This window comes from Streptomyces sp. NBC_01306, assembly GCF_026340465.1.
GTDB lineage: Bacteria > Actinomycetota > Actinomycetes > Streptomycetales > Streptomycetaceae > Streptomyces.
Genome location: NZ_JAPEPC010000001.1, coordinates 122,944 through 134,304 on the forward strand (window position 1 = coordinate 122,944; position 11,361 = coordinate 134,304).

General features: G+C 70.7%; 10 protein-coding genes. 8 read left to right on the plus strand and 2 right to left on the minus strand.

Annotated elements, in window-relative coordinates; translation table 11 throughout:
- The first annotated feature begins 34 nt into the window (after nt 1–34).
- The gene (locus OG385_RS00510; RefSeq protein ID WP_266850753.1) at nt 35–1,021 is read left to right on the plus strand and encodes a DMT family transporter; all 987 of its coding nucleotides are present in this window, start codon (nt 35–37) and stop codon (nt 1,019–1,021) included.
- Here the strand turns inward: OG385_RS00510 and OG385_RS00515 are convergent.
- Nucleotides 991–2,319, minus strand: coding sequence for a transglycosylase family protein (locus OG385_RS00515; RefSeq protein ID WP_266850756.1), 1,329 nt, complete (start codon nt 2,317–2,319; stop codon nt 991–993). The genes OG385_RS00510 and OG385_RS00515 overlap by 31 nt on opposite strands.
- 396 nt (nt 2,320–2,715) lie before the next feature.
- On the opposite strand from OG385_RS00515, the gene OG385_RS00520 reads away from it, so the two are divergent.
- The 3 genes from OG385_RS00520 (at nt 2,716) to OG385_RS00530 (ending at nt 5,021) form a co-directional block, all read left to right on the plus strand.
- A complete protein-coding gene (locus OG385_RS00520; protein ID WP_266850757.1) occupies nt 2,716–3,498 on the plus strand; it encodes an SAM-dependent methyltransferase in 783 nt (260 codons plus the stop codon).
- Between the two features lie 99 nt (nt 3,499–3,597).
- On the plus strand, nt 3,598–3,972 hold the full coding sequence (locus OG385_RS00525; RefSeq protein WP_266860529.1) for a PadR family transcriptional regulator: 375 nt from the start codon (nt 3,598–3,600) through the stop codon (nt 3,970–3,972).
- Nucleotides 3,969–5,021, plus strand: a complete 1,053-nt coding sequence (locus OG385_RS00530; RefSeq protein WP_266850758.1) for a hypothetical protein — start codon at nt 3,969–3,971, stop codon at nt 5,019–5,021. The genes OG385_RS00525 and OG385_RS00530 overlap by 4 nt, the downstream gene beginning before the upstream one ends.
- An 88-nt stretch (nt 5,022–5,109) precedes the next feature.
- Here OG385_RS00530 and OG385_RS00535 read toward each other — a convergent pair whose 3' ends face one another.
- Complete coding sequence (locus OG385_RS00535; protein WP_266850760.1) at nt 5,110–6,438, minus strand: ROK family transcriptional regulator; 1,329 nt, start codon at nt 6,436–6,438, stop codon at nt 5,110–5,112.
- 141 nt (nt 6,439–6,579) lie between these two features.
- Here OG385_RS00535 and OG385_RS00540 point away from each other — a divergent pair, with 141 nt between their 5' ends.
- The 4 genes from OG385_RS00540 (at nt 6,580) to OG385_RS00555 (ending at nt 11,361) form a co-directional block, all read left to right on the plus strand.
- Nucleotides 6,580–7,905: a sugar ABC transporter substrate-binding protein gene (locus OG385_RS00540; RefSeq protein WP_266850761.1), complete on the plus strand. Its 1,326-nt coding sequence runs from the start codon at nt 6,580–6,582 to the stop codon at nt 7,903–7,905.
- Between the two features lie 13 nt (nt 7,906–7,918).
- A complete protein-coding gene (locus OG385_RS00545) occupies nt 7,919–8,983 on the plus strand; it encodes a carbohydrate ABC transporter permease (RefSeq protein WP_266850763.1) in 1,065 nt (354 codons plus the stop codon).
- Nucleotides 8,976–9,884, plus strand: a complete 909-nt coding sequence (locus OG385_RS00550) for a carbohydrate ABC transporter permease (protein WP_266850765.1) — start codon at nt 8,976–8,978, stop codon at nt 9,882–9,884. The genes OG385_RS00545 and OG385_RS00550 overlap by 8 nt, the downstream gene beginning before the upstream one ends.
- Before the next feature lie 121 nt (nt 9,885–10,005).
- Nucleotides 10,006–11,361 (plus strand): GH1 family beta-glucosidase, encoded by a 1,356-nt coding sequence (locus OG385_RS00555; protein WP_266850767.1) that lies wholly within the window; start codon nt 10,006–10,008, stop codon nt 11,359–11,361.

Consider the following 11,361-nt stretch of genomic DNA (forward strand, 5'->3'; position numbering starts at 1 on the left):
CGACATTACGGCCGAAAGGAGAGATCGTTGATACATGAGTGCCCTCGCGCTGTCCGTGCTGCTGTCGCTGGTCTCCGCGGTCGCGTATGCGGCCGGAGCCATCGTGCAGGAACGCGTCGCCGCGGCCACCCCCGGCAGCCCGTACGCACCTCTGCGTCATGGCGGCTGGTGGGCCGCCATGACGCTGAACGGCCTCGGAGCGGGACTGCACGTGGTCGCGCTGGCGTACGGGCCGCTGAGCCTGGTGCAGCCGCTCGGCGCGCTGACCATCGTCTTCGCACTACCGATGGCCGCCGTGTTCGTACATCGCAAGGCGGGCGCTACCGCCTGGCGCGGCGCGATCATGGCCGCCGTGGGTCTGGCCGGGCTGCTCGCGCTGACCGGCGGTGCGGACAGCGGCACGCTCCCCGGCGGTGAGCGGACCGTACTGGCGCTCGCGACCTTCGGCGGGATCGCGGTGCTCTTCCTGGCGGCCCTGCGCGTGCGCAAGCCGGTCGTGCGGAGCATTGTGCTGGCGACGGGCGCGGGCGTGGCCTTCGGCGCCGCTTCCGTCTTCACCAAGACCGTCGCGGTGGACCTGACCTCGCACACGCCGACCGCAGAGTGGGCGAGCCTGCTGGCGATCGCCGGGTTCGCGGCGACCGGAGTGCTGCTCTCGCAGGCGTCGTACCGGGGAGCCGGTCTCGCCGCCCCGCTGGCGACCGTCACCGTCGTCAACCCGGTGCTGGCCGCGGCGATCGGGGTCACGCTCTTCGGCGAGCAGTTCCGTTACGGGGTGGCCGGTACGGTGCTGGCGCTCGCCTGCGGTGTCGTGGCGGCGGGCGGACTGATCCTCCTGACGACGGAGCGGCTCTCCGCCGACCGGCCGGGGTCCGAGGACGAGCGCGTGTCAGGGGACCGGCAGAACTCCGCCCAGGTACCACCACCCGGCGGCCCCGCGGGACCGGCGCCGCGGCTGGTGCCCGCGCGCACCAGGTCCAAGAAGGACGATCACACGGTGACGCCGCCCGCCCTGAGGTAGGCCAGCGGATCGGTGTCGCTGCCGTACTCCGGGCCGGTCCGCGCCTCGAAGTGCAGGTGCGGACCGGTGGCGTTCCCGGTGGCCCCCGAGCGGGCGATGCGCTGTCCCCGCTGGACGTTCTGGCCCATTCGGACGGTCACTGCGGACAGATGGGCGTACTGGGTGTACGTGCCGTTCGTATGCCGGATGACCACCTGGTAGCCGTAGGCCCCGCCCCAGCCCGCGGCGACGACCCGGCCCGCGGCGACCGCCTTCACCGAGGTGCCGGTCGGGACCGGGAAGTCGATACCGGTGTGGTGGCCGCTGGACCAGGACCCGCCGGACGCACGGTAGGGCGTGGTGTGGTGGCCGGGTACGGGCGCGACCAGGGCCGTCGATGCCGCGGCCGGCGCCGCGGAGTGGTGTTCCGCGGAGTGGTGTTTCGCGGGCGGCGGTGTCCGGCGCGGTTTCGAGTGCGGCGCCGCGGGCTCGGCAGGGGCCGCTTCGGTCCGCGTCGTGCGGGGCTTCGCGGGGCCGGTCCTCGCGGGCGCGGTCTTCGCGGACCGGGGCTCCGTGGGGCCGGCCGGGTGCCCCGTCGTGGCCTTCTGCTGCTGCTCGCCGATGCTCAGCCGCTGGCCGGGACGGATCAGATCGGGGTCGGCGCCGACCACCCGGCGGTTCCCCTCGTACAACCGGTGCCAGCCGCCACTGACGTTCTCGGACTCGGCGATCCCGGAGAGCGAGTCGCCGCTGACCACGGTGTAGGCGGCAGGGTGCGCGGCGGGGGCGGTGGACGCCGCCGGTCTCGCGGACGGTGCCGGCCGGGTCCGCGACTCCGGCTCGCTCCGGGGCTTCGCGGTCCGCGCCCCCGTGCGAGTCCCCGTGCCAGTGCGGGCTCCGGCCCCCGTGCCCGTCCGTACGGCGGTCTCCGGGGCGGCGTCGTCCCTGCTGAGCCCGGCCCGTACCGAGCAGACCGGCCAGGCCGTGGGCCCCTGCGCCCTGAGCACCTTCTCCGCGACCGCGATCTGCTGCCGCTCGGTCGCCAGGTCCGCCCGCGCGGCGTAGACGCCACCGCCGTACGCCTGCCAGGTGGAGCGGCTGAACTGGAGCCCGCCGTAGTAGCCGTTGCCCGTGTTGATCTGCCAGTCGCCGGTGGATTCGCAGCGCGCCACCTTGTCCCAGACGTCCCCCGATGCCGCGCCGGCCGAACCGGCGGTGAGCAGCGGGAGCGCGAGTCCGGCACCGCCGGCGGTGACCGCGAGCGAGGCACGGTTGATCCGGCTCGGCTCGTAACGGCGATGACGACCGGATGCGGCCATGCTGGGCTCCCCCACTCGCGCGTCGGACACGCCCGTCGGTCACGTCCGTCGGACCCGTCGCAGGGCGCAAAAGTAAGGCCGCTGTGGAGGGAATGACAAGAGCGCGTGTGCACCGTAACTTCGCGGGCGGTCCCGGAGAGCGGTCGGAGTGCCGCGGCTGACAGCGCATCCGGTCGGATGACCCACGCCGAACCGGCAGCCGGGCTGCGGCCGTTGGCCGTATCCGACGGGCCGGCGGCCGCACGGCGGGACCCGTGGTCCCGGCGCCCGGACCGTGCCCCGGCACCGACCGGCCCCGGAGTGACAGACTTCGAGGTGGGGACGGGCGGCTGAGCGGTGCGTGAGCGCCTGGCTCCGCCGCCCTCCCGCCCCCTTCGGACCCGCAACGGAGCACCCATGACGGCAGGCAACCCCAAGCACCAGATCGACACCAGCAAGCCGCACCCCGCGCGTGTCTACGACTATCTGCTGGGCGGCAAGGACCACTATCTCGTCGACCGTGAACTGGGCGAGCAGCTGGCCGACTTCATCCGGGTCGGAGCGGAACAGAACCGGGCGTTCATGCACCGCGCCACCGCCTGGGCCGCGCACCAGGGCATCGACCAGTACCTGGACATCGGCACCGGAATCCCGACCGAGCCGAACCTCCACCAGATCGTCCAGGAGATTATTCCGGCGGCCCGGGTCGTCTACGCGGACAACGACCCCATCGTGCTGCGCCACGCCGAGGCCCTGCTGGTGAGCACCCCGGAGGGCGCCACCCACTACATCCAGGCCGATGTCCGCGAACCGCAGGTGATCCTCGAACACGCCCGTACGTTCCTGGACTTCAGCCGGCCGGTCGCCCTGTCGCTCATCGCCATCATGCACTTCATCCTGGACGAGGAGGACCCGCACGCGATCGTGCGGGAGCTGGTCGGCCGGCTGCCGTCCGGCAGCTGCCTCATCCTCGCGCAGGCCAGTCTCGACTCGTTCCCGGAGGCCGAGGAGCATGTGGCCAGTACCTACTCCAGCCACATCCCTTTCCGGCCCAGGGCGCGCGCCGAGATCGTGCGGTTCTTCGACGGGCTCGACCCGGTGGAGCCGGGCGTGGTGACGGCACCCGAGTGGTTCAAGGACACACCCGCACCCGAGCTCATTCCGTATCCCGGCTATGTCGGCGTGGGGCTGGTCCCGTAGCGGCGTAAGGGCCCCGCGCGGCGGGCGACGGCGCGCTCACTCGCCCTCTCGCTATATATCGGAAGCCGATATAACATGACCCACATGGCTTCCCGAGGCATGACCCAGGCCGCGTTCTTCATACTGACCGCACTGATCGACGAGCCGAGACACGGTTACGGCATCGTGCGCGAGGTCGAGGAGCTGTCCGACGGCGAGGTCCAGCTCCGGGTCGGGACGCTGTACGGCGTCCTGGACCGGCTGGCGGCGGACGGGCTCATCGAACTGGACCGCGAGGAGGCGCAGCAGGGCCGGCTCAGGCGGTACTACGCCCTCACCGACGACGGTGCCTCCGCACTGTCCGCCGAGGCGGAGCGGATGGCCGCCGGAGCGCGTACCGCGACCCGCCGGATGGCCGCGCACCGCCCGGCGGACGCCCGCGCGCAGCCCACCACCCGGCCAGGACGTCCGGGCCTCGCAGGAGGTGGCGCATGACCACACTGCTCGAACAGCGCTACCGGACGGTGCTGCGGATGCTGCCCGCGTACTACCGGGCCGAGCGGGAGGAGGAGATGGTCGAGACCTATCTGGACGACATGGACGAGGCCGATCAAAACCTCGTGCGCCCCGCGTGGGGAGAGGTGGCAAGCATCGCCACCCTCTCGGTCCGCACCAGGCTGGGCAGCGCGGGTGCCCCGCCCCGCTACGCGGCCATCGGATCGGCGGTGCGCCTCTTCGCCCTGCTGAGCGTGGCGCTCCTGGCAGCCGACGCCCTCACCCAGCGGGCGCTTCCCGCCGCCTGGCTCACCGGCGCCGCCCCCAAGGACCGGGCCGACTTCATGAGGACATTCACCGGCAATGGGGTGCTCATGGGGGTGGCCCAGACCCTGCTCTGGGTGCTGCCGCTGGCCTGGCCGGTGGCGTACGCCGCGCTGCTGCGGGACCGCCGGCGGGCGGCGTTCACGCTCGCCCTGCTCGGGGCTGCGCCCTCGCTGTCGTACCTCGTCGGCCGGCCGATGGGCCAGGGGCTCGGGGTGGCGCCGTCCGCGCTGACGGTCGTGACGGCCGCGACGGCCTGGCTGACGGTCGCCGCCGTCGGGTGCGGGTACCACTCGGACGCCCCGCCCGCCCGGCTGCCGTTCGCTCCGGCGGGCCCCGCGCTCCTGGGCACCTGCGTACTCATGGGCGGTTCGATGGTGGTGTGGCCGCAGGGCGCGGACTCGGTCTGGGGCAGTGGCACCGTCGTCGTCGCGGCGGGCTGCGCCTGGTGGGTCGCACGGATCCGGGCGTCGCGGCGCGGCGCGGGGACCCCGGAACCGGCCCTGCCGCTCGCGCTGGCTGTGCTCGGGACCGTCGTTCTGGCCCAACGCTGCGCCCTGATGGGCCTGTTGACGTCGGCGCAGGCCCCGTACTCCACCATCGTCGGCGGTGAGATCCAGGCGGCGGCCCTGGCCGCACTGGTGGTGACGCTGACGGTCAGCGGTACCCGCGGTCTGCTCGCGCGGACGAAGGCCACCGCCGCCGGCGCCGCCCCGCACGCCTGAGAACGGGGCCGGGCCGGCGAGAGCCTGGCAGAGCGGCAGGTCCGGCACCCGCCCGAGCGCGACCGTGGGGGGGATGTCGGCCCCCGCCTCATCGCCGTTCGACCACGACAGGCCGCCAGTTCCCCTGCCCCCGCAGCAGCGCGGCAGGTCCGGCGCCCGCGTCCGGGGCATCGTGTCTGCGGTGCCTGCCGCCGCGGGCGAGGAAATCGGCGAGCGGCAGCGTGGCCGCCCCCAGTGTCACCGCGTCGGCGCCCAGTGTGCCCAGGTCGATGGTGACGCGCCCGGCCGGGTGGTGCATCGCGTACTCCTTCGCGTACCGGCGCACGGCGGGCAGCAGTGCCGGACCGAGGAGCAGTCCGGCCCAGCCCCCCACCAGGATCCGTTCGGGGCGGAAGAGGTTGATCAGATCGGCGATGCCCGCCCCCAGATACTCGGCGGTCTCGTCCAGCAGCCCGGCAGCGGCGGTGTCGCCCGCGCCGCCCCCGGCGGTGGGCAGCGCCGCGGCGAGCAGGGTGGCGAGGGCCGTCTCCTCGTCGGCTGCCGCGGCCGGAGGCCCGCCCGACTCCAGCCACCGCTCCCGGATGGCCTCGGCGCCCACGTACGCCTCCAGGCAGCCGGGCGAACCGCAGCGGCAGCGCCGCCCGCCCACCCGTACGGTGGTGTGCCCCCACTCGACGGCCCTGCTGTCCGCGCCGCCGTACAGCTCGCCGTCGACGACGACGCACGCGCTGACTCCGGAACCGAACAGCACCACGACAGCGTCGCTCGCACCACGCCCGCCGCCGAACCACATCTCCGCCTGGCCCAGGGTCTTGGCCCCGTTGTCGATGAAGAGCGGTACCCAGGAGGGGAGTTCGGCCGACTCGCGGAGCATCGCCTCCAGCGGGACGGCGTCCCAGCCGACGGTCTGGCCGTGCACGACGACGCCGTCGGGCCCGTCCCGGTCGATGATCCCCGGTACGCCCACCCCGACGCCGACCAGCCGGGCCGCGCTCACGTCCGCCTCCCGGAGCACATCGGCGACGGCTTCGCGGATATGGCCGACGATCCGGCCGATGTCATAGCCATGGTGCACCAACGGACGTTCAGCACGCGCCAGTTCACCCAGCGACAGATCGAAGAGCTCGACCCGGACGCGGGTCTCCCCCACGTCGATCCCGATCAGATGGCCGCTCGCGGGGGCGACGCGCAGCAGCGTGCGCGGACGGCCGCCCTCCGACTCGACCACCCCGGCCTCTTCGAGCAGTCCGTCGGCGGCCAGTTCAGCGACCACATTGCTGATCGAACCCGAGCTCAGACCGGTGGCCGCGCCGAGCTCCTGACGGCTCAGCGGCCCGTCGAAATACAACCGTTGCACTACCTCTGCGCGGTTGCCGCGCCGCAGGTCACGCACTGTTCGTCTGCCCTGTTCAGCCATGTGGCTCCTTCCCGGTAGGCAACATACCCCTGTGAAAGCTCTTGACCCGACCTTCTCTCACTACTTAACTCACGACCTGAATTAAGTCGTGAAGGCCGTTCGAATCCTGAACGCAGCCACCCCGGGAAGGGGCCAACGAACATGCGCAGTATCAGAGCCGCAGCAGCAGTCGCCGTCACTCTCACCACGCTCGCCGGAGCCACGGCGTGCGGCGGAGGCAGTGACCCCAGCGGCGGGGGCAGCAACGCGTCCCCCAAGACGCTCACCTACTGGGCCTCCAACCAGGGACCGGACATCCCCGCCGACAAGCGGATCCTCACGCCCGAACTGAAGAAGTTCGAGAAGCAGACTGGCATCAAGGTCAAGCTGGAGGTCGTGCCCTGGGCCGACCTGCTCAAGCGAATCCTCGGGGCGACGACCTCGGGCCAGGGTCCCGATGTGCTGAACATCGGCAACACCTGGTCGGCCTCGCTGCAGGCCACCGGCGCTCTGCTGCCCTGGAACAAGGCCAACTTCGCCGCGATCGGCGGCCGCGACCGATTCGTCCAGGCGGCCGTGGCATCGGCGGGCGCCCCGAAGAAGGACCCGGCGGCCGTCCCGCTGTACTCCCTCTCGTACGCGCTCTACTACAACAAGAAGATGTTCGCCGACGCGGGCATAGCCAAGCCCCCGGCCACCTGGGACGAGTTGGTCGCCGACGGCCGGAAGATCTCCGAGAACGGCACCAGCGGCAAGTGGGGCCTCGGCGCCGAGGGCGGCAACCTCTCGGAGAACATCCACCAGGCGTTCGTACTCGGCAAGCAGCACGGGGCCGACTTCTTCGACGCGTCCGGCAAGCCGACCTTCGCCTCTCCCGGTGCCGTGGCCGCCGTGAAGCAGTACGTCGACCTCATGGGCAAGGACAAGGTCATCGCGCCGGGCAACGCGGAGTACGCCCAGAACCAGTCGCTCAGCGATTTCTCCAAGGGCAGGACCGCCATGGTGCTGTGGCAGGCCGCCGCTTCCACCTTCGCCGCCCAGGGGATGAAGCCGCAGGACTGGGGGGCTGCTCCGGCGCCGGTCGAGTCCGGCCCCCCCGGGCAGGGGAAGAACGTCAACTCCATGGTGGCGGGCATCAACATGGCCGTCTTCAAGAACACGAAGAACACCAAGGGCGCGCTGAAGTTCGTGAAGTTCATGACCAGCGACGAAGAGCAGAAGATCCTCAACAAGGCCTATGGCGCCGTGCCTCCCGTCACGGCCGCCCAGTCCGACCCCGCCTTCAACGTGCCCGGGGTGAAGGTCCTCAAGGACACGCTGACCCAGAGTGCGGCGCCGCTGCCGCAGGTGGCTTCGGAGTCCCAGTTCGAGACGACCGTCGGAACCGCCATCAAGGAGCTGTGGGCCGACGCCGCTGCCGGAAAGACCATCACGACGGCCTCGGTCAAGTCCAAGCTCACCAAGGCGCAGCAGCAGATGACCCAGTGAGGCACTGACTCCGATGACCTCCCCTCCGTCGCCAGAGCCCCAGTCCGTCACCCGAGGATCCGCCGCGCCCCTCCTTCTGGAGACCACGTCCCAGCTGCCGCCGGCGGCCGGCGGCGATGCCCTGAAGTCCGGGGGTGCGCGGCGGCCACGCACCCCGCGCATCCCCGACCGGATCCGCCGCGGCGGCCTGCCGTACCTGCTGCTGCTGCCCGCACTCGTACTCGAACTGCTCATCCACATCCTGCCGATGGTCATCGGCATCGTGATGAGCTTCCGCGGCCTCACTCAGTTCTTCATCCGCGACTGGAACCGGGCGCCCTGGACAGGCCTGCACAACTTCAGGATCGCCGTCGACTTCAACGCCCCGATCGGCGATGCCCTCCTCCACTCCTTCTATGTCACCTGCGCGTTCACCGTGCTGGCCGTCGGCCTCTCCTGGCTGATCGGTACCGGTGTGGCGATACTGCTCCAGGAGGACTTCCGGGGCCGCGGACTGCTGCGGACCGTCTTCCTCATCCCGTACGCCCTGCCGGCCTATACCGCGATCATCACCTGGGCGTTCATGTTCCAGCGGGACAACGGGCTGGTGAACCACGTACTCCACGACCAACTGGGCATCACCGACAAGCCGTCGTTCTGGCTGATCGGCGACAACAGCTTCTACGCCCTCGTCATCGTCGCCGTCTGGAAGTCCTGGCCGTTCGCCTTCCTGATGGTGATGGCGGCGCTCCAGAACATTCCGCGCGAGCTGTACGAGGCGGCCGCGATCGACGGCGCCGGGATGTGGCAGCAGATCCGCAAGATCACCCTGCCGTCACTGCGCTCCGTCAACCAGGTCCTGGTCCTGGTCCTCTTCCTGTGGACCTTCAACGACTTCAACACGCCGTACGTCCTGTTCGGCAAATCCGCACCCGAAGCCGCCGACCTGGTCTCCATCCACATCTATCAATCCTCGTTCGACACCTGGAACTTCGGCAGCGGCTCGGCCATGTCCGTGCTGCTCCTGCTCTTCCTGCTGCTGGTGACAGCCGTCTACTTGATCTTCACGTCGCGCGGGAGGAAGAGCGCCGATGTCTAGTACCAGCACCGCACCACACTCCCCCGCCGCACAGTGTCCGGCCACCGTCCACCGCTCCCCCACCGCGCCGCCGCGGTCCTTCATCTGGACCCGGCGCGTGCTGCTCACCCTCGTGTTGCTCTTCACCCTGGTGCCGGTGTACGTCATGATCAGCAGCTCGCTGAAGCCGCTGGGTGATGTGGCGGGCAAGTTCTCCTGGATTCCCACCGGGTTCACCGTCCGCCCGTACATCGACATCTGGAGCACGATCCCGCTCGCCAGGTACTTCATGAACTCGCTGATCGTGGCGGGTGCAGCGAGCGTCTGCTCGGTGGTGGTCGCGATCTTCGCGGCGTACGCGGTGAGCCGCTACCGCTTCCGCGGCAAGCGGGTCTTCACGGTCGCGGTGCTCTCCACCCAGATGGTCCCCGGCATCCTGTTCCTGCTCCCGTTGTTCCTGATCTTCGTGAACATCGGGAACTCGACCGGCCTCAGCCTCTATGGCTCCCGCGGCGGTCTGATCCTCACGTATCTCACGTTCTCGCTGCCGTTCTCGATCTGGATGCTCATCGGGTACTTCGACTCCATCCCGAAGGATCTGGACGAAGCGGCGATGACGGACGGCTGCGGGCCGCTCGGGGCGCTCTTCCGGATCATCGTCCCCGCGGCGGTCCCCGGCATCGTCGCCGTCACCCTGTACGCGTTCATGACCGCGTGGGGCGAAGTGCTCTTCGCGTCGGTCATGACCAACGACACGACGCGGACGCTCGCCGTGGGGCTCCAGGGCTACTCGACGCAGAACGACGTGTACTGGAACCAGATCATGGCCGCCTCACTCGTCGTCAGCGTGCCGGTCGTCGCCGGCTTCCTGCTCCTCCAGCGGTACCTCGTCGCCGGCCTGACCGCCGGCGCGGTGAAGTGACCGCCCCGCCCAGCACTTCCCGTGGCGCTCATTTCATCCCGAACCATCCCAGCTCGGCACAGCTCATCACAACTCAGCGCACAGCAGCATATACAAGTACCGTGCAGCAGAAAGGCAGCCCGTGAACGAGTACAACTCCCTTCCCGCGGACTTCACCTGGGGAGTGGCCACGGCGGCATATCAGATCGAGGGTGCCGTGGCCGAGGACGGCCGTTCGCCTTCCATCTGGGACACGTTCTCGCACCTTCCCGGAAAGATCGACAACGCCGACAACGGCGATGTGGCCTGCGACCATTACCACCGCTGGCGCGAGGACATCGGGCTGATGAAGCAGCTCGGCGTGGACGCGTACCGGTTCTCCGTCGCCTGGCCGCGGGTCGTGCCCGGCGGCGACGGACCGGTCAACGAGAAGGGGCTCGCCTTCTACGACCGGCTGGTCGACGGCCTGCTCGAAGCCGGCATCACCCCCTTCCCGACCCTGTACCACTGGGACCTTCCGCAGACCCTGCAGGACCGCGGCGGCTGGCCGGCCCGCGAGACGGCCGAGCACTTCGCCGAGTACGCGGCCGTGGTGGCCCGGCGGCTCGGCGACCGCGTGAAGGACTGGACGACGCTGAACGAGCCGCTCTGCTCGTCGTGGATCGGCCATCTGGAGGGCCGGATGGCACCCGGCCTCACGGACATCACCGCCGCCGTCCGTGCCTCGTACCACCTCCACCTGGGCCACGGGCTGGCCACGCAGGCGGTACGGGCAGCTGTCCCCGGGGCCCGCGTCGGCATCGTCAACAACCTCAGCCCCTGCGAGGCGGCCACCGAACGCGAGGAGGACCGGGCTGCGGCCGTCCGCGCCGACGGACACACCAACCGCTGGTGGCTCGACCCGATCCACGGGCGCGGCTACCCGCAGGACATGGTCGATCTGTACGGTGTCCGCCTCCCGGTCCGTGCCGGCGACCTCGACACGATCGCCACCCCGCTCGACTGGCTCGGCGTGAACTACTACTTCCGCAATGTCGTCACCGACGACCCGACGGGTCCGCCGCCGCACGCCAAGCAGGTCTATCTGCCCGGCGCCCGCCGCACGGCGATGGACTGGGAGGTCAACGCCGACGGTCTGGAGAACATCCTGCTGCGGGTGGCGAACGAGTACGGGGCGCGGAAGATCTACGTCACCGAGAACGGCGCCGCCTACCCCGACGTGGTCCGCGCCGACGGCTCGGTCGACGACCCGGAGCGGGTCCAGTACCTCGACGAGCACCTGGCCGCCTGCGCCCGCGCCGCCCGCAGGGGTGCCCCGCTGGCCGGTTACTTCGCCTGGTCGCTGCTGGACAACTTCGAGTGGGCGTACGGCTACGACAAGCGGTTCGGCCTGGTGCACGTCGACTACGCGACGCAGCGGCGCACCGTCAAGAGCAGCGGGCACCGGTATGCGGACATCGTCCGCTCCACCCGCGGCCGGGGGCGGAAGGCCGCGTGA

Bases quoted from the DNA above. Each gene is read 5' to 3' on its own strand.
- OG385_RS00510 (WP_266850753.1), top strand. From the start codon at position 35: ATGAGTGCCCTCGCGCTGTCCGTGCTGCTGTCGCTGGTCTCCGCGGTC.
- OG385_RS00515 (WP_266850756.1), bottom strand. From the start codon at position 2,319: ATGGCCGCATCCGGTCGTCATCGCCGTTACGAGCCGAGCCGGATCAAC.
- OG385_RS00520 (WP_266850757.1), top strand. From the start codon at position 2,716: ATGACGGCAGGCAACCCCAAGCACCAGATCGACACCAGCAAGCCGCAC.
- OG385_RS00525 (WP_266860529.1), top strand. From the start codon at position 3,598: ATGACCCAGGCCGCGTTCTTCATACTGACCGCACTGATCGACGAGCCG.
- OG385_RS00530 (WP_266850758.1), top strand. From the start codon at position 3,969: ATGACCACACTGCTCGAACAGCGCTACCGGACGGTGCTGCGGATGCTG.
- OG385_RS00535 (WP_266850760.1), bottom strand. From the start codon at position 6,438: ATGGCTGAACAGGGCAGACGAACAGTGCGTGACCTGCGGCGCGGCAAC.
- OG385_RS00540 (WP_266850761.1), top strand. From the start codon at position 6,580: ATGCGCAGTATCAGAGCCGCAGCAGCAGTCGCCGTCACTCTCACCACG.
- OG385_RS00545 (WP_266850763.1), top strand. From the start codon at position 7,919: ATGACCTCCCCTCCGTCGCCAGAGCCCCAGTCCGTCACCCGAGGATCC.
- OG385_RS00550 (WP_266850765.1), top strand. From the start codon at position 8,976: ATGTCTAGTACCAGCACCGCACCACACTCCCCCGCCGCACAGTGTCCG.